General features: G+C 67.3%; 20 protein-coding genes. 9 read left to right on the plus strand and 11 right to left on the minus strand.

Features of this window, described 5'->3' with window-relative positions; genetic code table 11:
• Positions 1–314: 314 nt before the first annotated feature.
• From tal to pgl, 4 genes are all read left to right on the plus strand, one after another.
• Entirely contained in the window at positions 315–1,421 is a 1,107-nt protein-coding gene (tal, locus tag U9978_RS01975; protein ID WP_322759293.1) for a transaldolase, read from the plus strand.
• A 91-nt stretch (positions 1,422–1,512) separates the two neighbouring features.
• Complete coding sequence (gene zwf / locus U9978_RS01980) at positions 1,513–3,033, plus strand: glucose-6-phosphate dehydrogenase (protein WP_416210825.1); 1,521 nt, start codon at positions 1,513–1,515, stop codon at positions 3,031–3,033.
• A gap of 144 nt (positions 3,034–3,177) precedes the next feature.
• Positions 3,178–4,170, plus strand: a complete 993-nt coding sequence (locus tag U9978_RS01985) for a glucose-6-phosphate dehydrogenase assembly protein OpcA (protein ID WP_322759295.1) — start codon at positions 3,178–3,180, stop codon at positions 4,168–4,170.
• Positions 4,170–5,021 carry a 6-phosphogluconolactonase gene (gene pgl, locus U9978_RS01990; RefSeq protein WP_322759296.1) on the plus strand — a complete coding sequence of 284 codons (852 nt, stop codon included), beginning with the start codon at positions 4,170–4,172 and terminating at the stop codon, positions 5,019–5,021. The genes U9978_RS01985 and pgl overlap by 1 nt, the downstream gene beginning before the upstream one ends.
• A 164-nt stretch (positions 5,022–5,185) precedes the next feature.
• Here pgl and U9978_RS01995 read toward each other — a convergent pair whose 3' ends face one another.
• The 9 genes from U9978_RS01995 to U9978_RS02035 form a co-directional block, all read right to left on the minus strand.
• The gene (locus U9978_RS01995) at positions 5,186–5,521 is read right to left on the minus strand and encodes an RNA polymerase-binding protein RbpA (RefSeq protein WP_322759297.1); all 336 of its coding nucleotides are present in this window, start codon (positions 5,519–5,521) and stop codon (positions 5,186–5,188) included.
• 164 nt (positions 5,522–5,685) lie between these two features.
• A complete protein-coding gene (locus U9978_RS02000) occupies positions 5,686–7,335 on the minus strand; it encodes an ABC transporter substrate-binding protein (protein WP_322759298.1) in 1,650 nt (549 codons plus the stop codon).
• Between the two features lie 146 nt (positions 7,336–7,481).
• Positions 7,482–7,712, minus strand: coding sequence for a preprotein translocase subunit SecG (gene secG, locus U9978_RS02005; RefSeq protein WP_239308507.1), 231 nt, complete (start codon positions 7,710–7,712; stop codon positions 7,482–7,484).
• A gap of 180 nt (positions 7,713–7,892) precedes the next feature.
• Entirely contained in the window at positions 7,893–9,650 is a 1,758-nt protein-coding gene (locus U9978_RS02010) for an ABC transporter substrate-binding protein (RefSeq protein ID WP_322759299.1), read from the minus strand.
• 198 nt (positions 9,651–9,848) lie between these two features.
• Positions 9,849–10,670, minus strand: coding sequence for a triose-phosphate isomerase (gene tpiA / locus U9978_RS02015; RefSeq protein ID WP_322759300.1), 822 nt, complete (start codon positions 10,668–10,670; stop codon positions 9,849–9,851).
• Positions 10,670–11,881 carry a phosphoglycerate kinase gene (locus U9978_RS02020; RefSeq protein ID WP_322759301.1) on the minus strand — a complete coding sequence of 404 codons (1,212 nt, stop codon included), beginning with the start codon at positions 11,879–11,881 and terminating at the stop codon, positions 10,670–10,672. Before U9978_RS02020 ends, tpiA begins: the two co-directional genes overlap by 1 nt.
• Before the next feature lie 126 nt (positions 11,882–12,007).
• A complete protein-coding gene (gene gap, locus U9978_RS02025; RefSeq protein ID WP_322751531.1) occupies positions 12,008–13,015 on the minus strand; it encodes a type I glyceraldehyde-3-phosphate dehydrogenase in 1,008 nt (335 codons plus the stop codon).
• 1,361 nt (positions 13,016–14,376) lie between these two features.
• Positions 14,377–15,540 (minus strand): glycosyltransferase, encoded by a 1,164-nt coding sequence (locus U9978_RS02030; RefSeq protein WP_322759302.1) that lies wholly within the window; start codon positions 15,538–15,540, stop codon positions 14,377–14,379.
• Positions 15,537–16,829 carry a glycosyltransferase family 4 protein gene (locus tag U9978_RS02035; protein ID WP_322759303.1) on the minus strand — a complete coding sequence of 431 codons (1,293 nt, stop codon included), beginning with the start codon at positions 16,827–16,829 and terminating at the stop codon, positions 15,537–15,539. Before U9978_RS02035 ends, U9978_RS02030 begins: the two co-directional genes overlap by 4 nt.
• Before the next feature lie 416 nt (positions 16,830–17,245).
• Between U9978_RS02035 and U9978_RS02040 the strand changes: the two genes are divergently transcribed.
• Positions 17,246–17,926, plus strand: a complete 681-nt coding sequence (locus U9978_RS02040; protein ID WP_322759427.1) for a protein tyrosine phosphatase — start codon at positions 17,246–17,248, stop codon at positions 17,924–17,926.
• On the opposite strand, the gene U9978_RS02045 is transcribed toward U9978_RS02040, so the two are convergent.
• Positions 17,865–19,484, minus strand: coding sequence for a bifunctional diguanylate cyclase/phosphodiesterase (locus U9978_RS02045; protein WP_322759304.1), 1,620 nt, complete (start codon positions 19,482–19,484; stop codon positions 17,865–17,867). The two genes, U9978_RS02040 and U9978_RS02045, sit on opposite strands and share 62 nt — an antisense overlap.
• Before the next feature lie 895 nt (positions 19,485–20,379).
• On the opposite strand from U9978_RS02045, the gene U9978_RS02050 reads away from it, so the two are divergent.
• Complete coding sequence (locus U9978_RS02050) at positions 20,380–21,954, plus strand: sugar transferase (RefSeq protein WP_322759305.1); 1,575 nt, start codon at positions 20,380–20,382, stop codon at positions 21,952–21,954.
• Between the two features lie 122 nt (positions 21,955–22,076).
• Here the strand turns inward: U9978_RS02050 and U9978_RS02055 are convergent, their stop codons facing one another.
• Positions 22,077–23,078, minus strand: coding sequence for a GDP-L-fucose synthase (locus tag U9978_RS02055; protein ID WP_322759306.1), 1,002 nt, complete (start codon positions 23,076–23,078; stop codon positions 22,077–22,079).
• 466 nt (positions 23,079–23,544) lie between these two features.
• Between U9978_RS02055 and gmd the strand changes: the two genes are divergently transcribed.
• From gmd to U9978_RS02070, 3 genes are all read left to right on the plus strand, one after another.
• Positions 23,545–24,558 carry a GDP-mannose 4,6-dehydratase gene (gene gmd, locus U9978_RS02060; protein ID WP_322759307.1) on the plus strand — a complete coding sequence of 338 codons (1,014 nt, stop codon included), beginning with the start codon at positions 23,545–23,547 and terminating at the stop codon, positions 24,556–24,558.
• A gap of 437 nt (positions 24,559–24,995) precedes the next feature.
• Complete coding sequence (locus tag U9978_RS02065; protein WP_322759308.1) at positions 24,996–26,315, plus strand: glycosyltransferase; 1,320 nt, start codon at positions 24,996–24,998, stop codon at positions 26,313–26,315.
• Positions 26,315–26,887, plus strand: a complete 573-nt coding sequence (locus U9978_RS02070) for a putative colanic acid biosynthesis acetyltransferase (protein WP_416210826.1) — start codon at positions 26,315–26,317, stop codon at positions 26,885–26,887. Before U9978_RS02065 ends, U9978_RS02070 begins: the two co-directional genes overlap by 1 nt.
• The last annotated feature ends 15 nt before the right edge of the window (positions 26,888–26,902 follow it).

Below are 26,902 nucleotides of genomic sequence, written 5' to 3' on the forward strand. Positions count from 1 at the left end.
TGTTCTCGCTAACTTTCCCACGCCGCCACGCGTATCCGGACACTGGGATGAGGCGACCGCGAGAGGGTAGGGCCATCGTGGCGGCACGATGCCGGGTACGGCTGTGACGGCTCCGGGTACGGCTGTGACGGCGCCCGGCCGGCAGGCCGTGACCTGTCTGCAGGTGCTGCCGCGGTGGTCGCCCCAGCCGTACCCGGTGCCCCAGCCGGACCCGGCGCCCAGCCGGACCCGGCGCCCAGCCGTACCCGGTACGGCGCAGCGCCCGACAGTGCCAGACCATGTACCAACGCCCGTGGAAAGGACGTCACAGCGCGATGACCGACCCCTTGGCTCAGCTTTCCGCCGCCGGAGTGGCGGTCTGGCTCGATGACATCAGCCGCGATCGCCTGCGTACCGGCAACCTCGCCGAACTGATGCGTACCCGCACCGTCGTCGGCGTCACCAGCAACCCTACGATTTTCCAGAAGGCGATCAGCAGTGGTTCCGCGTATGACGAACAGATCCGCGATCTCGCCATCCGCGGGGTCGACGTCGGCGAGGCTGTCCGAGCGATCACGACGGCCGATGTCCGCGCCGCCTGTGACGTGCTGCATCCCGCATATGAAGCCAGCGGCGGCGTAGACGGCCGGGTGTCGATCGAAGTGGACCCCCGGCTGGCCCACGACAGCGAACGCAGCCTGGCTGAGGCCCGGGCGTTGTGGTGGCTGGTCGACCGGCCGAACCTGTTCATCAAGATCCCTGCCACCCTCGCCGGGCTGTCCGCAATCACCGCGACGCTCGCCCAGGGCATCAGCGTCAACGTCACTCTGATCTTCGGACTGGACCGTTACGACGCCGTCATGGATGCGTTCATGACCGGCATCGAGCAGGCCGGCAAGGCCGGCCACGACCTGGCCAACCTTGCGTCGGTCGCGTCGTTCTTCGTCAGCCGGGTTGACACCGAAGTGGACCGCCGACTGGAGAAGATCGACACCGACGAGGCCAAGGCACTGCGGGGCAAGGCCGCGGTCGCCAACGCACGGTTGGCCTACGAACGTTACGAGACGGCCTTCGCGACCCCGCGCTGGGCGGCCCTTGCCAAGGACGGTGCCAGGCCGCAACGTCCGCTGTGGGCGTCGACATCCGCGAAGGACCCGGCGATGCCGGACACGATCTACGTCGCCGAGCTGATCGCCCCGGGCACGGTCAACACGATGCCCGAGGCAACGCTGCACGCGTTCGCCGACCATGGAGTGGTCAGGGGTGACACGATCAGGCCGCACTACGACGATGCCCGCGCCGTGATGGCCCGCCTGAGCGCGCTCGGCATCTCACTGCCCGACGTGGTCGAGGTGCTGGAGCGCGAGGGTGTGGAGAAGTTCGAGGACTCCTGGAACCAGCTACTCACGGCTGTGCACGAGCAGTTGGACGCGCAGCGATGATTGCCGCGTGGCGATGATTCGACCTGCCCACGACAATTCTGGACAGCACGATGTTTCTGGACAGACCAAGGGGGTTCGGGTGACACCAGCGGTGAGCACCAACCCACTGCGGGACCCACGCGACCGCCGCCTGCCACGGCTGCCTGATCCGTGCGCGCTCGTGGTCTTCGGAGTTACCGGTGACCTGGCCCGCAAGAAGCTGATCCCAGCCATCTACGACCTGGCGAACCGAGGTCTGCTGCCACCGGGTTTCGCACTGCTCGGGTTTGCCCGGCGTGACTGGAACGACGGCGATTTCGCGGACATCATCCGGGAAGCCGCGGAGAAGGGTGCGCGGACACCGTTTCGCGACGAGGTGTGGGAACGCCTCGCGCCCTCGATAAAGTTCGTCCCTGGTTCGTTCAACGACGACCACGCGTTCGACACCCTCGCCCAGACCCTGCTCGATCTGGAGGACACCCACGGGATTCCGGGGAATGCGGCTTTCTACCTGTCCATCCCGCCGTCGGCCTTCCCCGTCGTCCTCAAGCAGATGCAGCGTACCGGCATGGCGAACAACGAGGCGTCCGGCGGCTGGCGGCGGGTCGTGGTCGAAAAGCCCTTCGGGCACGACCAGGAGTCGGCCCGCGCGCTCAACGAGCTCGTCGACGAGGTGTTCACCCCCGAAGACGTGTTCCGCATCGACCACTATCTGGGCAAGGAGACCGTCCAGAACCTGCTGGCGATGCGGTTTGCCAATACCCTGTTCGAACCGATCTGGAACTCCCACTTCGTGGACTCCGTTCAGATCACAATGGCCGAGGACGTCGGTATCGGCTCGCGCGCCGGGTTCTACGACGAGACCGGCGCGGCCCGCGACGTTCTGCAGAATCACCTGCTTCAGCTGCTGGCGCTCACCGCGATGGAGGAACCGGTGAGCTTCAACGCCGATGCCATCCGGTACGAGAAACTCAAGGTCCTGCGGGCGATCTCACTGCCGACCGACCTCGCCGGCTACGCCGTCCGCGGCCAGTACGAACAAGGCTGGCTCGCCGGCCGGCGGGTGACGGGCTACCTCCAGGAAGACGGCGTCCCCGCGGAGTCGCGGACGGAGACCTACGCCGCCGTCCGGATCGGAATCGAAACGCGCCGGTGGGCAGGTGTTCCGTTCTACCTGCGCACCGGCAAACGGTTGCCGCGCCGGGTCACCGAGATCGCAGTGTTGTTCAAACCGGCGCCGCATCTGCCCTTCGACGCCACCGATACCACCGAACTCGGCCACAACCAGCTGGTGGTCCGGGTCCAGCCGGATGAAGGCGTGACGTTGAAGTTCGGATCCAAGGTGCCGGGCTCCGCCATGGAGGTCCGCGATGTCGCCATGGACTTCCTGTTCGGCGAGGCGTTCACCGAGTCGCTGCCCGAAGCCTACGAGAGGCTCATCCTCGACGTGCTTCTCGGGGATGCGACGCTGTTCCCGAACAACGCCGAGGTGATCGAGTCGTGGCGGGTGATCGACCCGATGGAGGACTTCTGGGCCGGGACCGTCCCGTTCCGCTACCGGGCGGGCACCTGGGGACCAGCCGCCGCCGACGAGATGCTCGCCCGTGACGGGCGCCGCTGGAGACGGCCATGAGGTCGGCGACCACAATCGCTCCCCCGTCGACGGCCGAAATGCCGCCGACCCGGATGACACCGAGGCGGCCATGAGGTCGGCGACCACAATCGCTCCCCCGTCGACGGCCGAAATGCCGCCGACCCGGATGACACCGAGACGGCCATGACAACTCTGTGGGACACGACCGGCTCCGATGTCGTCAAGGCGTTGGCGGCCGAACGACGCTCGGCCGGGGCGCTCGCCTTCGGTCTGGCGCTGACCCTGGTGGTCGTGGTGGACGAGAAGCACGTCGGCGTGGCCGAGAGCGCCGCGACGACGGCGGCGGCGGCCCATCCGTGTCGGCTGCTCATCGTCGTCCGGCGCCAGATCGACGCCCCCAACTCGCGGCTGGACGCCGAGGTCTCCATCGGTGGCCGGCTCGGGCCTGGTGAGGCCGTGGTCATGCGGATGTTCGGGCGCCTGAGCCTGCACGCGGAGTCGGTGGTCCTGCCGCTGTTGGCACCGGACGCGCCCGTGGTGACCTGGTGGCACGATGTTCCCCCTGACCGCATCGCCTACGATCCGCTCGGAGTCTTCGCTGACCGGCGGGTCACCGACGCGTCCGTGGCGGAGGACCCCATCGCCGCGCTGCGCCAGCGGGCGGCGGACTTCGCGCCCGGCGACACCGATCTCGCGTGGACGCGCCTGACCGCCTGGCGGACCTTGATCGCCGCCGCGTTCGACTCGCTCACCGAGAAGCCGCGGGCGGTCACCATAGTCGGAGGGGACTTGGACCCCAGTGTCCGTCTGTTGTCCGGTTGGTTCTCCGACCGCCTGGACCTGGCGGTCAACCTGGAGACGACGTCACGCCGTGGGCTCGCCGAGGTGCGATTTGATCTTGATGACGGCACGCTGACAGTCGCCCGACAGGACTCCCGCACCGCGGTACTGAAGCGACCCGGCCAGCTCGACCGGGCCGTGCCGCTGACCGAACGCGGGCTCGGTGACCTGCTGGCCGAGGAACTACGCCGGCTTGACCATGACGGGCCTTACGCCGACGCTCTGGCGGCCTGGAGCGGAATCGGAGGTCTGGGGTCCCGTTCCCCGGTACGCGAACACATCTGGCGCGATCCGATGGCGGGCACGACGGGCACGATCGCGGGGGCGGCCGGCTGATGGGCGCACCGCCACAGGTGATCATCCATCCTGACGCGGACATACTCGCCGCCGCGACCGCAGCCCGGCTGATCATCAGCCTGCAGGAGGCACAGGCTGCCCGCGGCACCGCGTCAGTGGTACTGACCGGTGGCGGTATCGGCACGGCGACGCTTCGGGCGGTCCGCGACAGCCCGATCGTAGAAACGGTCGACTGGGCACAGGTCGACGTGTGGTGGGGCGACGAGCGGTTCGTTCCCCTCGACTCGACCGACCGCAACGACGGCCAGGCCCGAGCGGCCATGCTCGACGCGCTGCCCCTTGACCCGGCCCGGATCTTCATGATGGGCGACCCGGGCAGCACCGCCGACGCTGACGCGGCCGCGACCACTTATGTGCAGCTCCTGGCCGGACACGCAACCGCAGGCACCCCTTCACCCGCAAGGACCACGGCTCACACCAAGGCTGCTCACACCAAGGCGGGGGACACCAAAACCGGGGACACCACAGCGGCGACCCCGGCCTTTGACGTGCTGCTGCTCGGGATCGGACCGGACGGCCACGTGGCGTCGATCTTCCCTGGCTCCCCGGCCGTGGACGCCCGAACAACGGCTGTCGCGGTCCGCGACTCCCCTAAACCACCACCGATCAGGATCACCCTCACGTTCCCCGCCATCCAGGCGGCCCGTGAGGTCTGGGTACTCGCCGCCGGCGAGACAAAGGCCGACGTGGTGGCGCGGGCCCTCGCGGGCGCATGTCCCACGGAGATCCCGGCGGCCGGTGCCCAGGGCCGGGAACGGACTCTGTGGCTGCTGGACCGTGCTGCGGCGGCCGGAATTCCCGCAGTGGACATGCCGGCTCCGGGTCGGTAGACCGTCGATGGCATCGACAGATCGCAACCATCCGGAAGCCTGCGTGGTACCGACCCGGCTGGCAACGATGCCGCCGGGTCGGGCCGCCGGGTTGGCGTGATACCGACCGACAGACGTCGCGACCGGTACCACGCCGAGCCCCACGGTCGGGCTGGTCTTCGCGGTCAGACGGTGCCCCGCAGCTTGGCGAGGGCCTCGGCCAGAATCGCCTCACCGTCCTTTTCGTTACGCCGTTCCCGGACATAGGCGAGATGGGTCTTGTACGGTTCAGTCTTCGGCGGCGCGGGCGCGTTGTCGCGATCGCGGCCCGCCGGGAAGCCGCAGCTGGGACAGTCCCAGGTCTCCGGAATCGCAGCCTCCGCGGCAAACGACGGCTTGGTTTCGTGATCATTTGCGCACCAGAAGGAAATCCGCTGCCGCGGGGCGGTCTCGCCCCGTTCAGCCTCTCCCATCGGTCCCGCTCCTACCCGACTTCCTCGGATGGCGTTACCACCTGCCACAGTCCGTCTGCTCCTTTGTGTCGTCCCGCTGGTTGACTCCGGACCCGGCCCCCAGCGCCTGCCGGTTCGGCCTGACCGAGTGTAAGGCGAGATGGGCCGACCTCGTCGCACCCACCACCGCCGGTCATCCTCACGACGGGTTCAGGTCACTGTAAGCGAACCTCTCACGCAATGCCCATGGATACGCCGGTGGGATCACCGTTGTCGAGCGACCCCAGCCGCAGGAAACCGCGGACATTGACGCTGTGCATACGCGGCACGACGCTGACGGCCAGCGGGATGACGGCGACGTCAATGAGCAGCTCCCGTTCCAGATCGCCCCATCGGGTATTGGCGGTAGCAGCGTCACGCTCGGCGAGCGCATCGTGCAGGGACAGGGTGATCCGTTCGTTACGGTATCCGCCGTCGGCAGGTCGGGGCCCCGACCACGCCGGCTCCAGCAGTGGCTGGAACACCGTACGTCCGGCGTTGCCGAACCACTGTGGCGTCACTGCGGTGAGGGCGAGGTCCCAGGTCTGACTGTCGGGAGCTATCGCCACGCGCGGATAGTCCGCGGCAGCCACGGCGATCACCCGCAGTGTCACGCCCGCCCGGGCAAAACCCTCCATTAGCGCGGTCGCCACGGCCGCGTCCGACGCTGAGTCGGTGGTGAGCAGGGTCAAGGTGGTGAGCGGACCCCCGGGCGCGCCGCGCGTCCCGTCCCGGCACCGCGCCGCGTCACCCGTCGACCCGAGGGTGGGGTAAGGATCCCGTGGCTGGTAGCCGACCATCGGAGCCGCCAACAGCTGCGTGGTGGTGGTGGCTGTGACGGGCCCGCCGAGAGCCGCTGCGACGCCGGCGCGGTCCACGCAGTACGTGAGCGCCACCCGGACGGCGGGGACGCGTAGCGCGGCAGAGGCGGGGCCGCGCAGCCCGACGGTGAGCGCCACGGTGGATCCTGGGCCGTCCGTCGACAATCTGCCGTCAACGCGGGCGTCGAGCCCCGCCACGTCCACGGCGGGAACGGGGCTGTCGAGGGCCATGTCGGCCCGTCCGGCTTCGATCTCGGCCTGGGCGGCAACAACGTCGATGTTGGTACGCACCGTGACGTGATCGGCCAGTGCCGGACGGACTCCGTCCGACGAGGCGATCCAGGCCGGATTGCGCGACAGGCGATATGCCTCGTCGTTCACCGCAGCCGCGAAGTGGTACGGACCGTCGGAGATGAGGTGCTCAAAGTAGCCGGATGAGTCCGGCGGGTAGGCAAGGGCTTCCAGCGGTACCGCTGACGCCGCCGGCAGGGCCAGCACCTCGGTGAAGTCGGCGGCCGGCTCAAGCAGGTGGAACTCGATGGTCTCGTCGCCGATGACCTGGACGCCGCCGATCTCGCGATGCTCGATGAAGTCGCGCACACCAGCTGGCGGAGTCCGCCCGAGCTCGTCGCAGTAGGCGGCGAAGCCCGTCACGGTAGCGGCGAAGTAGCCACGCATGGGCGACGGTTTCGGCGGGGTACACAACCGCTTGATGCCGCGGGCGACATCGGTCGCGGTCACTCGCCTGACTCCCGGGGTGTCCCAACGCACCGACGAGCGCAGGATGACCGTGTAGACCTTCCCGCCCTCGCTGACCACGGGCGCGCCGACAGCCAGGTCGGGTTGGGGCGCCCCGGCGAAGACCGGGTCGGTGCTCGCGCGGTAGGAGTACAACTGGCGCGAGACCAGCCGCACCAGCATCCTCGCACCGGCGTCGGCCGCCCAGCCCGGGTCACCGCTGGGCATCGCGGCACCGACCAGCCGTAGCGTGCCGCCGGGCTTGTCCGTCGGATCGGAGGTCACCGTGGCGGTGACCGGCCTGACCGGCCCCGGCCCCGGCCCCGGCCCCGGAGCGGGATCACCACCGCCGCATGCAGCGGCAACCCCGAGAAGTACAGCCAGGCAGGCCAGGAGCCCAGCGGCCGGCGTTCGTGTCTGTCCGCGGCCGCTCACTCCTTGAGAAGGAGACCCAGGCCGATGATGGACGTGATCCAGATCAGCGCGACGGCGATCGTCAGCCGATCGAGGTTCTTCTCCACGACCGAAGAACCCCCGAGCGAGGAGGACACGCCACCGCCGAACAACGTCGACAGCCCGCCCCCCTTGGCCCGGTGTAGCAACACGAGCAGCACCAGCAGCACACTCGTGATGATCAGGGCAATGGACAGCCCAACAGTCATCTCTTAGACCTGCTCCCGCGCCGTCGTCCAGTTGTCACATGAAGCCTCCGGAGGCGCGAGAAGAACCATGATCACACCTACTGTGGAGGGGTACAACAATCGTGCCAAGTTACATCACGGCGTTCCGGTCGCAGGAACGGCGCGCCACCCTGCGGCGATAACCGTCTGGACATCCGTTCGCTACGGGACGACACCGAGCGAGGCGAGATCCACCATCATATATGCCGACGAGTAGTGGATGTTGGCGAGTCGATCACTGTAGACGTTGAGCGCCTGGTCGTAGAGCAACGGGATGTAGGCGCCAGACGCCACGACCGCTCGATCCAACGCCGTCCAGACGCCGGCCGCATCATCCCCGTCCGCCGTCCGGATGCCGCGGTCCAGGTCCGCATCGACCGCGAGCTGATCCAGCTCGGCGATGTTGACGTTGTTCTGGGGGCTGATCCGGCGTCCATCGGCGAGCGGGGCGAGAAAGGCATACGGCGTCGCCCGATAACCTCGCCGGGCCGCCAGCGCGAGACCGTATTTCATGGCGTGCATACGATCGGGGATCCCGATCACCGCGGCGGCATATCGCGGATCATCCACAACGCTGACCGTGACAGCGATACCGACCCGGGCCAGCGAGGTTCGGACCGCCTCCGCCTGGGCGACGTCCAGTGGCGCCGAGCCGGTGACGAGCGTCGTGGCAAAGCCGGCGGGCCGGCCGCAGGCCGCGAGTTCCTCCCTGGCCCTGGAAACGTTGCCCTCGGCGCCTGGACTCGGGAAGAGGTCGAACCAGGAGTAGTACCGCACAGGCGGCGTGAGCAACGTTGTGGCGATCTCCCCGCCGGTGATCGGACCACCCCGAGCCGCCTGCTGGGCCTGTTTGTCAAGCGCCCACGCAACAGCACTGCGGCAATGGATGTCGTCGAACGGCGCAACCTTGGTCAACACTGCCAGATAGCGCAGGATGCCGGTGGGCGCCGCGACGGTGCGGTCCGCGCGCAGGCTCGGGTTGGCGACGATCCGGGCTGCGGCCTGCGCCCCCACCCCGGCCTGGTCGCCGGAGACATCGGCTTGATCGGTGAGGATACGGTTGTCGATGTCAGCGGCGGAAAGCCCCATCCGCTCCACGATGCGGTCGGGATGGGCAGACCGGTTCGGGTCGAACTTCGGGCTCCAGTACGGGTTGCGCACGAGGGTGAGCGACTCACCCGGCCGATAGTTTTCGATCTTGTATGGCCCGGAGGCGACCGGACGCGCTCCGTACCCGGCGCCGGTGTCATGGGCACGCGGCACCGGGGTTGAGACCGGCGAGGCCATGACGAGGTTCCAGTCCGCGAAGGGTCGGTTCAGCCGGAACGTGATGGTCCGGTCATCGGGCGTCTGGACCGAGGTGAGACCGAGCCGGTCGGGAGTCGGATCCCGGTAAGGCCCTGGATAGGGGGTGTCGCCGTCCGCGAGCAGCGCCGTCACCTCACCGGGACCACCAGTGATCACATCGGTGGCGAACACCCGCTCGATCCCGTACTTGATGTCCCTGGAGGTGATCGGCGTGCCGTCCTCGAAGGTCAGCCCCTCGCGGATGGTGTAGGTCCATGTGCGCAGGTCCTTGGACGCGGGCACCTCGGTGGCGAGGTCCCCCGCCAGTTTGGCGACGCCGGCGCTCGCCGTGTAGGTCACCAGCTGCCGGAAGAGCCAGCGTTGCTGGTTCCAGCAGTGGATGGCCGACGTCCGCTGAGGGTCCCAGGAATCACAGTCGGCGGCCGTCACCACACGCAGCGTCCCGCCGGTCCGATCCGAGGGTGCGATGATCCGGGTACTGACCGCGGCGGGTGGACCCGGCGGGTCGGACGAGTCCTGCCCATGGTGGCCCGCGCCCGTACAGGCGACCGCAACAAGGCCGAGGACCGCCACGGCGGTGCCGATCCGGGTGATCGCATGCTTGCGTGGCATGGTCTGAGCTGAGCCCCTTCCCGGCGGGACCGCATCCCGCCACCGGAGCCACCCAAGCACACCCGGATCAGACCACCTGCCGCACCGGTCGTGCCGATCGCCGACTCGTCGGGTCGTCACCCGGCCAACTGGTCAACTGATCAGGCGGTCAGGCGGTCAGGCGGTCAGGCGGATCGAACGCCGTTGTTCAGCGGCCTCCTAGCTCGGCGGGGCGCTGCGGACGATCGCCGCGAACTCCGTCGCATCCAGACTCGCACCGCCGACGAGACCGCCGTCCACGTCGGGCTGGGTGAACAACTCAGGCGCGCTCGACGCCTTCACCGACCCGCCGTAGAGGATCCGGACGACGGCTGCGGTCGCCGCGCCGAAATGCTTGGCGAGCCGGCCCCGGATCGCGACGCACATGTCCTGTGCGTCCTGGGCGGATGCGGTCCGCCCGGTACCGATCGCCCATACCGGTTCATAGGCGACCACCAGCGTGTGGGCCTGCTCCGGGGTGATCCCGTCGAGCGAACCGTCGAGCTGGTCGAGAACATGGGTGACGTGGTCACCCGCGACCCGCACCGCTTCGGGCTCGCCCACGCACAGGATCGGGGTGATCCCGTGGCTGTAGGCGGCCCGCGCCTTGGCCGCCACCAACGCATCGTCCTCGTGGTGGTCGGCGCGGCGTTCGGAGTGACCGACTACCACATAGCCGCAGCCCAGCCGGGCGAGCATCGAACCGCTGATGTCGCCGGTGTGGGCACCCGAGCTGTGCGGGGAGAGGTCCTGCGCGCCGTAACCGATGGCCAACTTGTCGCCGTCGATGAGGGTTTGAACGCTGCGCAGATCGGTGAACGGAGGCAGAACGACGACCTCGGCATTGTCCAACTCAGCCGGCTTCAGATCAAAAGCCACCTTCTGGACGAGCGCTATCGCCTCGAGGTGGTTGAGGTTCATCTTCCAGTTACCCGCGACCAGGGTACGCCGCCCGCTACCGCGCGGCTTCTTTCTGTCGCCGGCCCGCTTGTCGGTTGCCATCACGCCTCCAACGCTGCAAGACCGGGTAGGACCGTGCCCTCCAGATATTCGAGGCTGGCACCACCCCCGGTGGAAATATGACCGAAAGCGTCCTCGGGAATACCAAGAGCACGCACAGCGGCGGCCGAATCTCCGCCGCCGACGACGGTCAGGCCGTCAACGCCGGCGATGGCCTCGGCCACACCCCGGGTACCGGCCGCGAACGGCGGGAGCTCGAACACACCCATCGGACCGTTCCAGAACACGGTGCGGGCACCGCGCAGCCGATCGGCGAACAGGGCCACCGACGCCGGGCCGATGTCGAGGCCCTTGCCGGCGTCGGGAATGGCATCGGCCGGGACCACCGCGGTGACCGCGTCGGCCGAGACTTCCTGCGCCACCACCACGTCGGTGGGCAGCACGATCCGGGCCCCACCCTCGCCCAGCAGCTCCTTACAGGTATCGATCATGCTTGCTTCCAGCAGCGAGCCACCGACCCCGTGTCCCTGCGCGGCAAGGAAAGTGAAACACATCCCGCCGCCGACCAGCAGAGCGTCGACTTTCGGCAGCAGCGCCCGGATCACCGCGAGCTTGTCGCTGACCTTCGACCCGCCCAGGACGACCACGTAGGGCCGGGCCGGGGAACCGGCCAGGCTCGCCAGCACCGCCAGCTCGGTGTGCACCAGCGCACCGGGGGCGTGCGGAAGCCTTGTGGGTACGTCCACGACGCTGGCGTGCGCCCGGTGGACGGCACCGAAGGCGTCGCCGACGTAGAACTCGGCCAGGCCTGCGAGCTGGTCGGCGAACGCGGCACGTACCGCCGGGTCCTTACTGGTCTCACCGGGATGGAAACGCAGGTTTTCCAGGAGCGCGACCTCACCGTCGCCGAGTTCAGAGACGATCTTCTGAGCATAGGGCCCGGCAATGTCACCGCCGGCACCCCCGCTGTCACCGGCGAACGCGACCGGCCGCCCGAGCAGCTGCGCGAGCCGCCCGGCAACCGGGGCGAGCGAGTACGCCGGGTCCGGCACGCCCTTGGGCCGCCCCAGGTGGGAACAGACGACCACCCGGGCGCCCCGGTCCAGCAGCGCCCGGATCGTGGGGACACTCGCGCGCACCCGCCCGTCATCGGTGATGCGGGGCGCGTCGCCTGAACGGTCCAGCGGAACGTTCAGGTCGCTGCGGACGAGAACCCGGCGTCCGTCGACCGGTAGATCGTCAATCATTCTCACGCCGTTTGCTCCAGAGTTTCCAGAAAACGCGCGGGAGTTCTCCAACGTCCCACGTCAGCCCACCCGGACCCCCCGGATCGGCATGCGGACAACGACCGCGGATGATTCATGATCGTGCTGCGGCCGTTACAGGCGTCCGCCGACGAGAGCGGTGAGATCCACCAGGCGGTTGGAGTAGCCCCACTCGTTGTCGTACCAACCGATGACCTTCACCTGGTTACCGCTGACCATCGTGAGCAGCGAGTCGAAGGTGCACGACGGCGACGTGCCGACGATGTCGGAGGAGACGATCGGATCCTCGGTGTAGACGAGGATGCCCTTGAGCGCGCCGTCCGCGGCCGCGCGGTACGCGGCGTTGACCTCCTCGATCGTGACCTCGCGCTTGAGGGTCGCGACCAGGTCCGTCACCGAACCGTCCAGGACCGGTACCCGCATGGCCAGACCGTCCAACTTACCCTTGAGCTGCGGCAGGACGAGGGCGGTCGCCTTGGCCGCGCCGGTCGTCGTCGGGATGATGTTCTGCGCGGCGGCGCGGGCACGGCGCAGGTCCGAGTGGGGGAAGTCGAGGATGACCTGGTCGTTGGTGTAGGCGTGCACAGTCGTCATCAGGCCGCGCTCGATACCGAAGGCGTCCTCGAGGACCTTGGCCAGCGGCGCGACACAGTTGGTCGTGCATGATGCGTTCGACAGGATCGTGTGCTTGGCCGGGTCGTACACGTCATCGTTCACGCCGATGACGACAGTGAGGTCCTCGCCCTTGGCCGGGGCAGAGATGATGACCTTCTTCGCACCCGCCTGGACATGCTTGCGGGCGTCGTCGGCCGAGGTGAACCGACCGGTGGACTCGACAACCACATCGACCCCGAGATCGCCCCACGGAAGCGCAGCCGGATCACGCTCCGAGAGCACCTTGATAAAACTGTCGCCGACCTTGATCCCACCATCGCCGACACTGACCGACTCCGCCAGCGTACCCAGCGTCGTGTCGTACTTCAGCAGATGAGCAAGGGTCTTGTTGTCAGTGAGATCATTGACCGCAACGATCTGTACGTCGTTACGCTTACTCGCCGCAAGAGCCCGCCAGAAGTTGCGGCCGATACGGCCGAAGCCGTTGACACCCACTCGGGTAACCACGTCAGGGAACCCCTCTACGTCGCGTGCTTTCCGTTGTCGCAGTGAGCCTAACGACTTTGGACATCATCGGCCGGTATCCAGGCGGATCGCTGTTGGTCTCCTCACAGATCGGCGCCCGGCGTGTCCAGGACCTGCTTGCCTGGCTCTTTTTCCGGTTTTGGTGGGTTACCGACGGACTTGATCCACCCTCGGACCGACCCCGCCCGCGGCCCCACCACAGAAAAGATCCATATCTACACAGCGTGACTATTTTCGACGAATCAACATCGGCGGCCCGGACACCGGCAGCTCCGCCGCCGACATCAGCGCCGGCCCCGGGTGGTCCGCCCGGGTCGAACCGGACCACAGCGCCGCCCGGGTCGGACCGGACCGGTGCCCGCCTGATCGGTGCGAGTCACAGGCTCGGTCGACGCTCCAACCTGCTCATTACACCGATCGCTTCGAGAATGCAAATGTGCGGTCCGTGGCGCCGGTCCGTGGCGCCGGGCGACGGCTGCGACGCGACGGGTTCGCCGACCCCGACTGCGGGAGCCGCACGGGCACGGGCACGGGCACGGGCACGGGCACGGGCACGGGCACGGGCACGGGACCAGCCGGTATTCCTGCCGGGGCGGAATCCGTCCGCGGCGATACCGTCCTGAACGGGATTTCACCGGACCGGTGCCGAAAGAAAACAGATACGTCGGAATGGACCGGGAGTTCACGCACGGATGGCTCTGGCGACGGCGGATCGCGGTGCTCGTATGCGGCGCGTCGCGGTAACCTCGGAGTTCCCCGATCAGCGGACCAACCACATTCCGATGAGACGGATGTCGCCCAACTGGGAGTAGACGCCTGGGCTTGACGCGCCCTAAGCTGCCAAACAGTTCAGCAACCAACCGCCGCTGGAAAACATGCGGAAGGGGGCTGGATGTGAAGTCGTTCTTCCCGTCTCCGGCCGGCCGAGGACGGCGCGATATTGGCCCTTTTCGCGCCGCCCTCGGTTCGACCGGAGAATACATAAGCTCCTCGGTGGCTGGCTTACCGTGCCCTGGCCACCGAGGGTTGAACAGGTACCGGCGGTCCCCGCCTCCGTCCCCACTCACCCCACCGGGGTGGGGCCGTCGGTGCCTTCCAGCTGGTGCGGCGGCACGAGTTACGACGACAGCCCCCGGTCGTAACAACTTGTGCCGCCGCACCTCGGCAACGAGCGAAGAATGCGGAAAAGCCGAAGAACGGGGGCGGGGTAAAGGCCGTGTCAGCATACCAGACCGACCCGGCGACCCTGCCGGTGAAGATTCACCCGAACAATGAACAACGGCCGGCCGACCCCCACGGGACATTCGTGCGCCCGACCCGCCGATACACGCTCAGGTATTTTCTCACCTCGCCGGAAGAGCCGCGGCAACCCGCTCGGACCAGACGGCCGTCAGTTCCCGTTGCCAGTTCTCCATTGTGAACGGTGAGCGAACGAAGTGCCGCAACGCGGCCCGTCGGTCATCCAGGGAGAGCGGCACGCTGGTCAGCGCCCGCGCACTGTCGGCCCAGATCTCCTCCGCTGCCGACAGCGGCAGCATGGTGATCCCCGGTAGGAGTCGAGAAATCTCCCCGACACCGGCCAGATCGCAGGACAGCACCGGGGTGCCCACCGCGCATGCTTCCAGCACAGCGTCCGGCAGACTCTCGTGCTGGGATGTGAGCAGCAACAATGACGCCGCGACCAGCAGTCGGGGAATGTCGTCACGCTCCCCGAGCAGCGCGACACGGTCACGGACATCGCGTCGGGCGGCGAGACTGAGCAGCTGCGTGGTCTCGACGGCCTCGTGGCGTCCGATGATCTGCAGGCGGGCGTCGACCCCACGGGTCCGTAGCGCCGCAAGAACCTCGACGGCGCGTACCCGGTTCTCGTTCATCCCGGGCCGGCCGACGTGTACCAGGGTGATCGGGTCCACCGCGCCCACCGGCGCGGTCTCCAGCGCACGCCGCCGGGCTGCGATGGCAACGCCGAACGGCTCGACCGCCAACCCGTCATAGATCACCCGACAACGCGGGTCGACCCGCCATTGCGAACGCCAGAGCCCCCGCATGGCGGCCTCGCACACCGCCACCAGGTCGGTCGCGCCGGCGTTGATGAGACCTCGGTCGACCGCGCGCGCCAGGCGTTCCCCTGCCGGACCGGTGCGTCGCCGATCCTCACCGGTATGGAAGTAGGCGACGCGCCGCGGCACGCCGGCCACCCTGGCGAGTGCCAGCACAGTCCCCGAGGATGTCGCCACAGACACATGCACGACCGAGGGCCGCAGCCGGCGCATCAGCCGGGTGAAGATCAGCGGGAAGGTTGGGCCGGGTCGGCAGTGGTACACATCTCCCCCGAGCGAGCGGATCTCGTCATCAAGGGGTCCCGGTTCGCCGGCCAGGGCGCAGAACACCAACCGGAACTCGTCCGGATCGAGCCTGCGCATCAGTTCGACGGTACGAAGCAGCGCGCCACCCCGGTCCATGGAGCCGACCACGTGCAGCACCGTCCGTGGCGCTCCAACGCTCACAGTCGCGACCCGGGTTGCGGTGACCCGGGTTGCGGTGACCCGGGCGGCGAGAACCCGGACTCGGTCACCCGACGGGCGAACTCGACGTAGAAGAGCCGGGCGCGTTCCTGGAGGAGTCGGGCACGATATCTCTCCGCCGTTTTTCTGTTACGGACAGACATCGCAACAAGACGCCCAGGCGAGACAAGCACCTCCTCGATGCGGGCGGCGAGCTGGGCCGGGTGTCCCGGACACACCAGATCCGCACCAGCGAGCAGTTCCACTGTGCCGCCGACGCTCGAGGCGATCGCGGGAACACCGCGGGCCGCGGCTTCCAGCAGCACACGCGGTAGTCCTTCGGTGCGGGAGGGCAAGACGAACAGGTCTGCATCGTCGAGCGCCGCGCGTATCCCGGGCCGGTCAAGCACGGTCACGAAGGTCACGACGTCGGCGATGCCGAGATCCCGTGCCCTGGCCACCAGAACATCGTGGCCGCGACCGGTGCCGACAATCGTCACGGTGATGCCGCCGCCGTGTCGCGCGAGGCGGGCCACCGCGTCCAGAAGCACGTCATGGCCCTTGTGGTTGTGCTCCTGGGAACCGATCGCCAACAGCCGGGCCGGCGCCGGCGGCCGGGCGAGCTGCCCGCGAGGCTCGGTGCTGTAGTCGCTCTCGTGCAGCCGGACCGTCGAGTAGGATGCCGTGAACGCATCGGGCGGTGGCGGGTAGTCACGCTGCAGTACCTGGATCGTAACATAGCTGACCGCGGCCGCATCCATGCGTTGGCGGGCGAACTGGCGCCGAGCCGGTCCGGCGGCCCACCCGCCGAGCAGCTGCCGGGCCATGTTCACCGGGTCACCGACGACCTCCAGCGCGTACGGGATACCGCGCACCCGCAACGCGGCGACCAGTGCGGTACCGACCAGGCTCGGCATTCTGGCGATGTAACAGGTGCCGGACGACGCCGCACCAGCGTCGCGGCATACCCGTCCGATGGCGCGGCGCAATGAGGGCAGGGCGCACAGATAGCCTCGCGCGCCGCGATAGTCGGCGAGCGGGTGGACGGTGACCCCTGGACCATCGGCGCGCTGGGTCCCCATGTTGCCCTCGGTTATCTCGGCGTCGCCATGGCTCGGGCCGCGCGACCAGTTCGCCTGCGCCGGCGCCGCCACCCTGGCGAGCACCGTGACGGAATCGAAGGCGTCGAGGTACCGGGACCACATGGAATAGGCGTCAGCGGGTGTGCCCGACCGGATACTGCCGTCGGGCGATCGGTGCAACCGGCAGTCCGTTGCGACGACGACCCGCATGCCACCTGCCCCTCGTAGAGCGCCCGGCCGACGCGTACACGCCCGCGTCGAAACATAACCTACAGCACTCAAAATATCACCTTCAGTTAATGGCGACTGGCAACAGGGGCGTGGCGTCGCGGAAACGGCCCAGCCTCACTCACGGCGACCCGGAGATCGATCCCCCGGTCGCCCCGGGCTTGTGGTGACACGCAGGTGTCACAGAACCACAGACCCGCACCGGTAGTAAGTTATCGCATACTCACTGCAACTATCTCGACGGCATCCACGAGCGGGACATGAGGAGCGGCGGATGACACCGTGAATAAACGATCTTCATATCCGGACAGCATCGGGGGCGAGAGGACACCTGACCCTGCTCCCCGTACCCCGGTGGTGTGACGATGTCCGATCATGCTGCGCGGACAGTCCCGATGATGACGTGGCCATGGCATGTGCTGGTGGTTTGTACCGGCAACCTGTGTCGGTCCCCGATGGCGCAGTATCTTGCCGTCGCGGCATTGCGGAGCGCTCCGGCGATCGCGTCGGGGTCGGTCACCGTCGACAGCGCCGGAACGCACGCCTGGGACGGCCGGCCCATGCACCGCGACGCCGCGACGGTCCTGACCCAACGCGGTCTGGACCCGCGGGGATTCGCCGCTCGCCGCTTGGACGCCGACATGGTCAGCGACGCCGACCTGGTGCTGTGCGCAACGCGCGAACATCGGCGTGCCGTCGTGACGATGGCGCCGAAAGCTGTGCGCCGTACCTTCACGCTGCGGGAGTTCGCCCGGCTGACCGCTGGCATCGCCCTCGCCGACATCATCCCAGCCGACGTCATCCCAGCCATTGGTCCCGGGAATGTCTCCGCCGGTGACGGTGGCTCGGTGCGCTCGGTGCGCTCGGTGCGCTCGGTGCGGGAACGTGGTGACAAACTGATCGCCGTCGCGCTGGGGCGCCGGGGCCAGACCCCGGCGCCCCAGCATCCCAGCGACGACGACATCGCCGATCCGATCGGAGCGCCGATCGAGGCGTTCCGCTCCTGCGCCGACCAGATCAGCGCAGCCCTGGCGCAGCCGCTGGAACTGCTGACGCGTGCCGCGCAGCCGGGTGCCTGACCCCCGCCGGCCCACCGACACCCATAGTGATCATGGACGGAGATAGCCCGGCACGGCTGGCCCATTGGCCCAACCAGGGGAGAACCTGGTCGCCACGCAGAGGCCGGGAGAGGAAGTAGCCTTGCGCCTCGTCGCATCCCCAGGTCACCAACAGCGCCCAAAGACTGACCGTCTCGACACCTTCGGCGACCATCCGCAGCCGGAGCGTGTGCGCCAGGGCAATGGTCGAACGGACGATCTCCGCGGCGGCGGAATCCCGTTCGACCTCGCGTAGGAAGGCCCGGTCGAGCTTGAGCTCATCGGCCGGAAGGTCGCGCAGGTAGGCCAGCGAGCAGTAGCCGCTGCCATAGTCGTCGAGACTGACCCGGACGCCCTGCGCCCGCAGTCGGCCGAGCGTGCGCTGAGCATGTTCACGCCTCGTCATCAGGGAATCCTCAGTGATCTCCACGCACAGCGCAGTGGGCGGCACGCCCGCCTTCCCCAGGGCATCGCGCACCTCGAACGCGAAGCCGGAATCAACGATCACCGATGCCGGAACGTTCACCGAAACCGACAGCTGCGCCCCGCCGGCACGCCAGCGTGCGCACTCCTCCAGCGCGGTCTGAAGTACGAGCGTGGTCAGCGCCGGCATCAGCCCCGCAGCCTCCATGTCGGGGAGAAAAAGGTCGGGTGAGCGGACGCCGTCAACAGGATGCCGCCACCGCACCAACGCCTCCATGCCGGTGACGCGGCCGGAACGCAGATCGGCCTTGGGCTGGTAGCGCAGCTCGATCTGCCCACCTCGCAGTCCCGTGCGCAGCTCGGTCCGCAGCCGCAACCGGGCCGGGCTGGGCCGGACCAGGCCCGGGTCGTACACGCGGTGGCCGGCATGTGACTTCTTCGCCTCTCGCAGAGCCAGTGCGGCGTTGCCGAGCAACTCGCCGACATCCCGGCCATGATCAGGAGCTAAGGCGATGCCGATCTTCACCTCGAGCGGCGCCCGCATACCGGCCAGTACGAACGGTATGCCCAGCGCGTCGCGGACCCGGACCGCCGCGTCGTCGACGACCGCCTGTGCCCGGTCGGCGTCGATCCCGCCCACCAGCACCGCGAACTCGTCGCCGCCGATCCGCGCCAGTATGTCGCCGGGTTGTCCGACCGCGCTGATCCGCCGGCTCACCGCGACCAGCAGGCGGTCGCCGTACTCGTGACCGAGGCCACCGTTGATCTCGCCGAAACGATCAATATCGATCACCATCAACGCGGCGGCCGGCCCCGACACCCGACGCCCAGGCGGTGGGCCGCCGTCTTCAGCGCCCACCGTCGGACGCTCCGGCACGGTGGTGAGCAGACGTGCGGCCTCCTCCAGAAACCCACGCCGGTTGGTCAACCCTGTCAGGTCGTCGATCCGCGTGAACTCACCGTCGGCATGTCCCGCCCGACGCGCACGCGTCCGCAGTACCGTCCGAGCGATCGTAAAAATGATCGACAGCCACAGCAGGTCAACAATCCATGTGGCGGCCTCGCGGCGTGACATGATCCATATTAGTAGCCCGGCCATGATTGCTCCGACGGGCACCGAGGTCACCGGCGCGCCCTGCCCGGCACCGGAGCCGGCAGCGGCAGCGGCACCGATAGGTCGAACAGCCCGGTGAATCCGGTCAGTCCAGCCGGACAGGGCTGACGAGCCCTCCGCCGACACAGCCGAGTGGAGCTTCCGGTGCCGCGCCCTGTTCGCCGGCATGAATATAGCAATCATTGTGCTGATGATGTCGCGATGAGCTCACTACCAGCGCATCCCGTGCTCTTGCCCAGCATCGATTCCCCCGAATTCCGAGCATCCTGATTGTTCAGCGTGACCCGTCCGAGGGTAACGGGTTGGTCTTCCCCGATATGCAGCACTTCAGCCGCCGCCGATCATCTTCGATGCCTACTACCAGCCAGTTCCTGCACATCCGCTCCATGTACGCCGCGAACAGGCGCCGAAAACCCACAGCGTGGCCTCTTACAAAGCCCACAGCGTGGCCTCTTACAAAGACCACCGGGTGGGCTTTGTAAAAGCTGTTAATTCGTTACCGGCTGCCTCGAAAAAGAAGCCTGTGAGACAACAGGGAGAATACTTGCACGAGTGTCCTCGACGAGGATGTCGGTCGTCGACCCAGGCGTCCCTATTGCCGGGCGCTCTCGGTCGGCGATCCGCAGCCTGCCACCGGGACGACATGCGGCGATCGCCATATTACTTAAAGTCATATGAGGCCGGCCGCTAGAGTTTTCTATACACAGAGAGTAACGATCTTCTACGCGCGCTCCTGGCTGCACGAGACGGTTCATGCAGCCGGCGGTGGGACGGACTCGGGGAGCTCAGTGGTCCATGAGGGATGTGCCGTCAGGCAAACGGCAGGCATCGTGACAACGGCGACCGGTTCACCCGGGCGCAGGCAATCCCACCATATCGCGGTCGCGGGGGTACGGCGATGACGGGCACGATCTTCAGTGCCACGCACACCGGGCTGATCGATCCTGGGGGCGACTTCGAGCGCCTCGCAGCGGTCGACGTCGACGTCAACCTTCCACGGCCTGTCGGTTTCGAGGTGTCCGGCGGCTACCGGGCGCAGGTCGGGTGGGAACGCTCCTACGTCCGGCTACTGGTCGCCTTCGACGCGGCGGCCTGCCTGGCCGCCGCGGGAGCGGCCTACCTGCTGCGCTTCGGGGATCTGACCGAGGCCGATCAACGATCGGAGTCGTCGGCACGGTACCTCCTCATGACTGTCCTGCTGCCGCTGGCCTGGGTGCTGTCGATGTCGCTGAGCCGGGCCTACGAGCGCCGGTTCCTGGGCGGAGGCTCGGAGGAGTTCCGGCGGGTCGTCAACGCCGCGGCGCGGCTGACCGCGCTGGTGGCGGTCACGTCCTATGCGACCAAGGGCGAGGTGGCACGCGCATACATGTTGATCGCGTTCCCGACGGCAACGCTGCTGTCCGTGACGGGCCGCTCGGCCGGCCGCGCTCTCCTGCACCGGATGCGGCACCAAGGCCGCTGCCTGCACCGGGTCCTGGTCGTCGGAGCCGGGGAATCCGCCACCACCCTCATCCGGACGGCACAGCGGGACCCGACCGCGGGCTGGTCGGTGGTGGGCGTGATATTGGACCGATCACCGGGACGACACAGCCACGACCGGCTCGACCGAAGCGGGTTCGATCTGCTGGGAGTGCCGATCCTCGGAACGTCGGAGCTGCTGCCCACGGCCATTGCGGCCACGGCCGCCACCACGGTGGCAATCTGCCCGCAGATCGACACCGAGACCCTGAAGCGGATTCTACGGACGTTGGAGGGCTCGGACGTCGACGTGCTGGTGTCGTCCGCGCTGACGGACGTGACCGGTCCTCGGATCACGATCCGGCCGGTGGCCGGGCTGCCGCTGCTGCACGTCGAAGAACCCGAGCTCACCGGCGCGCGACAGGCGGTGAAGGCGCTGTTCGACCGGAGCGTGGCGCTGTGCGTCGTCGCGTTGTTCTCGCCGGTGCTGGTGGGGGTGGGCTTGGTGGTGCGGCTGACCAGCCGGGGTCCGGCGATCTTCACCCAGACCCGGGTCGGCCGGGGCGGCACGCCGTTCACGATGTACAAGTTCCGTTCGATGTACGTCGACGCCGAGGCCCGCTTGGACCAGCTGCGCGCGCACAACGAAGGCGGTGGGCTGCTGTTCAAGATGCGCGACGACCCGCGTATCACCACGGTCGGCAGGTTCCTGCGGAAATGGTCGCTGGACGAACTGCCGCAACTGTTCAATGTGCTGAACGGCACCATGTCGCTGGTCGGCCCCCGGCCGCCGCTACCCAGCGAAGTCGCCCGATACGAGGACGACGTACACCGCCGGCTGATGGTCAAGCCAGGGCTGACCGGCCTGTGGCAGATCTCCGGCCGATCCGACCTGGAATGGGACGAGTCGATCCGTCTTGACCTGCGCTATGTCGAGAACTGGTCGTTGGCCATGGACTTCATCATCCTGTGGCGCACCGCCTTCGCCGTCCTCCGCCGTGACGGAGCGTACTGACGCCGCCGCACCGTCGTTCCCGCGGACGAGCGGATCCCTCCCGTCCGCGGGAACGTTCCGGGTCCGCGGGAACGGTCCCCGTCAGGCACACCCGAACGCGTGCGTCGGCCTGCAGGGGCATGTCACCGAGTCAACGTTGACCGGTGAGCTCTTCGTGGCCCGGCGACGATCGGCGTGCCGGAGTGTTCCAACCACCACTCGTAGGTGGCCTGAATGCCGTCACGAAGCGGTACTTCGGGCTGCCAGCCAAGCGCGTGCAAGCGGCTGACGTCCAAGAGCTTGCGCGGCGTCCCGTCAGGCTTGGTACTGTCGAACCGCAATCGTCCGCTATAGCCGATGACGTCAGCAATGAGTTCGGCGATCTCACGAATTGTCTGGTCCACACCGGTGCCGACATTGATGGGCGCGGGATCGTCGTAGGACGACAGGATCGTCAGACACGCGCGGGCAAGGTCGTGGGCGTGGATGAATTCCCGCCGTGGGGTCCCGGTGCCCCACAGCACCACCTCGGGGGCGTCGCTCACCTTCGCTTCGTGGCAACGGCGGATCAGCGCCGGCAGGACGTGAGACGTTTCCAGGTCGAAGTTGTCAGCGGGGCCGTAGACATTCGTCGGCATCGCCGAGACGAACGAAGCACCGTACTGGCGACGGTAAGCCTGAATCTGGGTGATTCCAGCGATCTTCGCGATCGCGTAGGCCTCGTTGGTGGGTTCGAGCGGCCCGGTGAGCAACGCATCCTCAGTGATCGGCTGCGGGGCGAGCTTCGGGTAGATGCAGCTTGAGCCGAGGAACAGCAGGCGCTGCACCCCCACCCGGTAGGCGCAGGAAATGACATTGAGCTGAATACGCAGATTATCCTCCAGAAAGTCGACCGGCGCCGTGGAATTCGCCATGATCCCGCCGACTCGCGCCGCCGCGACCACCACGTGGTCGGGTCGGGTATCGGCGAAGAACTCGGTCGTGGCGTCGGCATCGGTGAGATCCAGCTCGGCATGCGTCCGGGTCAGTACCTCGAAACCACGCGAAGCCAGGTGTCGGGTGATCGCGCTACCGACCAGCCCTCGATGCCCTGCCACATAAATCCGTGCGCCGGGTGCCAGCCCGGGCGTCGCCATTTCCACCATACGTCCAATCCTGACACATCTCGAAAATCGCAGACATAGAACGATCTCGTCCCACCGGCAGTAAAAATCAGTGGTGGCCGTCCCCCGCGTGACTTCTGCCTTCTGATAGAAGTCGGGCGTCCGCCGAGAAACCGGGTCGAGGAGGGGACCGCTGTCGGTAGGATACCGGCGCTGCAACTCCTCCGGAAAGACGACGCCCACCTTCTGCCAGAGCCGTCCGGCGACACGCACACCCCGAGCCCACCCTGAGGCGATATTGTCTGCGCAGCCGCGTAAACTCCCGAGCAGCCTGTCGCCCGAACTTCCATAAAACCGGGGATCGTCTGACTCAATGTGAGCCGCTGAATCTAACTGATCTTGATCGACGAGTTCGGATCCGTTGAGATCTCGGTCAAGCGGGACGATCCAGGCAATACGGCGGCGGACCGGCCAGGTTGGTCAACCATCTCAAAACGAGCAGGAGACTATGGGCAAGATTGCGCTTGTTACCGGCGTGACGGGCCAGGACGGCTCGTATCTGTCCGAATTGTTGATGGATAAGGGTTACACGGTACACGGGTTGGTCCGCCGTTCCTCAAGCTTCAACACGGATCGGATAGACCATCTGTACGAGGATCCGCAGGAGCCTGAACGCAAATTGTTCCTGCATCATGCGGACCTTGCCGACGGTGTCGGCCTGGTGAAACTCCTCCGGGCCATCCAGCCGGACGAGATCTACAATCTGAGCGCGCAGAGCCACGTGCGGGTCTCGTTCGACACCCCCCTCTACACCGGTGACATCACCGGGCTCGGGGCACTGCGGCTACTGGAAGCGGCGCGCGCCGCGGAGCTCGACACCCGCTTCTACCAGGCGTCCTCGTCGGAGATGTTCGGCTCGACACCGCCACCGCAGAACGAGGAGACCCCGTTCCACCCGCGCAGCCCGTACGGCTGCGCGAAAGTGTACGCCTACTGGTCCGCGGTGAACGTCCGCGAGGCGTACGGCCTCTATGCGGTCAACGGCATCCTGTTCAACCACGAGAGCCCACGTCGCGGTGAGACGTTCGTGACCCGCAAGATCAGCCGTGCGGTCGCCCGCATCCAGGCCGGCCTACAGGAAGGGCTCTACCTGGGCAATCTGGATGCAGCCCGGGACTGGGGTTACGCCCCGGAGTACGTCGAGGCGATGTGGCGGATGCTTCAGGCCGATGCCCCGGACGATTACGTGGTCGCGACGGGCGAGACCCACACCGTTCGGGACTTCTGCGAGGCGGCCTTCAGGCATGCCGACCTGGACTGGATGGAGCATGTCCGCTTCGATCCGCGGTACACGAGGCCGTCCGAGGTCGACGACCTGATCGGCGACGCCACCAAGATTCGGAGAATCCTCGGGTGGAAGCCGGAGGTCGGATTCACCGAACTGGTCGGAATAATGGTCGACGCCGATGTTCGCCGGCTTGAGGACGAACTGTCGGGCCGCTTGGTCCGTATCGACCGTTGAGCGGCTCTCGGGAAAAATGCACCATCGAGTTCCCACAGGCGCGATGAGTAGCTGCGTTCCGACGGTGATCCGGAAGCATGACAAACCACAGCGTTTCCGCCGCCGATTCGACAGCCACGAAAGATCGGGACCACAGGACGACCACCGCGGCCGTACCGGCAGCTTGCTTGACATGCCGAGATCACTTCACTACCGTCAGTAACATAGTTGACAATCACCGATTTCCTCACCGCGTCGCTCAGGGCCGGTCCGGTGGATGTCGGTCGATGCGATCGAAGTACCATCGGACCGGCCCTGTGTCCGCCACGGGGGAAAGTTCTTCGGTACAAAGAGTCGGTACAAAGAGTCGGTACAAAGAGCTTACAGAAAGCAGGCACAATCGCTTTGAAGTGTGCCTGACCACGATATATCCCGTGCTGGCATTGGGGATGGGCAGCGTGAGCACCGTTCTTTCAGAGCACTCTGTCGGGCTGGTGGAGGCTGACCGGCAGGTCAGACCGCCGTCCCGGCGCCGATTGCCTGTGCATGACGCGCAGATTCTGGTTATAGGAATCAATTACCAGCCGGAGCCCACAGGTATTGCGCCGTATACGACCGGCCTTGCCGAGCACCTTGCCGGGATCGCTCGATCGGTGACCGTGTTGACGGGGCTCCCGCACTACCCGTCGTGGCAGGTCCCCGATCAGTATCGTGGACGGCTGCGCCGTCGCGACCTGGTCACCGATCGGATGAGAGTCGTCCGCCACGCGCACTACGTTCCCGGGCGGCAGACGGTGTTCACTCGGGCCGGTTACGAGATGACCTTCCTCGCGAATGTGCTCACCAGCCCGGCTCCGGCACCTGATCTGGTCCTTGCCGTCAGCCCGAGCCTGGGTGGAGCCGTCGCGGGCGCGTGTGTCGCCACCCGCTTCGGTGCGCCGCTCATCACCGTGGTCCAGGACCTGATGGCCAAGGCAGCGGGCCAGAGCGGCATCTCCGGCGGCGGCTCCGTCTCCGGGATGACGGCGAAGCTGGAGCGGTACGCGTTGCGTCGCTCGACCCTGGTTGCCCCGGTGTCCGAAGCCTTCATCCCGCCGCTTCGCGACTACGGCGTCCCAGCGGATCGCATCCGTGTGCTGCCGAACTGGGCCCACATCACCCCCGCCCCGTACGACGTGGCCGGTGCCCGGCGGCAGCTGGGCTGGTCCGACGACGGAGTCATCGCCCTCCACACGGGCAACATGGGGCTGAAGCAGGATCTCGGCAACGTCATCAGTGCCGCTCGGCTGCTTCGCTCGCGATCCGACATCTCCTTCATCCTCCTCGGTGACGGGAGCCAGCGCGCCGCGCTCGAGGTGCAAGCCGCTGATCTGCCGAACGTCAGGTTCGTTGATCCGCTGACTGAACAGCTCTATCCTCAGGCGCTTGCGGCAGCCGATCTGTTCCTGGTCAACGAGCGGGCAAGTGTCGGTGACATGTCGCTACCGAGCAAGCTGACGTCCTATCTGAGCGCTGGCCGCCCGGTTCTGGCCGCCGTCGGGTCGGATGGAGCGACCGCGCGGGAGCTGGAACGCACAGCCGGGGCCGCAATGCGGGTGGAACCCGGGGCTCCGCACGCTCTGGCCGAATCCGTCACGATTCTCGCCGCGGACGCGCGCCAGCGCGAAGGAATGGCTGCGGCCGGCCGGGCGTTTGCGGACGCGTACCTCGGTCAGGCAGCCGCGATGGAGCGGGTCACCGCGCTGGTGAACGAAGCGCTGCTGTGGCCACCGGCGTAATGTCCAGCGGTGCTGCCGAGCGCCGCCTGCGTGACTTCACCGGTGCCGGCTATGACAAAGGACGGAACAAGGCCTGGCAGGCAGCGTGGTTTGCGACGCAGAATCTCGTGTTCGGAAAATGGTGGTGTCCTTCCGCTCTCCGGCCGGTCCTGCTACGGACCTTCGGCGCCCGGGTCGGCGAGCGGGTCTTCATCCGGCATCGGGTCCGGGTGCTGTGGCCGTGGAAGCTCTCGATCGGAGACGACTGCTGGATCGGCGAGGACGCCTGGCTGCTGAACCTGGAGACCATCACCATCGAAAATGACGTGTGCATCAGTCAAGGCACCTTCCTCTGCACCGGCAGTCACAACCGTCATGACCCCGCGTTCGAGTACGACAACGGCCCGATCACTGTCGGCGCCGGCGCCTGGATCGCCGCCCACTGCATCGTCCTGCGAGGTACGTCAATACCTCCGGGTACAGTCGTTCCCCTCGGGACCGTAGCAACCAGGCAGCCTCTCGACGATCGGCCGCAGAACATCGACGGGACAAATGCCAGGAGAAGACGGGTACCGGTTTGCAAAACTCCATGAGCCGACGTCAGGCCC

Origin of the sequence: Protofrankia sp. Cr2, assembly GCF_963555885.1 — a bacterium.
Taxonomy (GTDB): Bacteria; Actinomycetota; Actinomycetes; order Frankiales; family Frankiaceae; genus Protofrankia.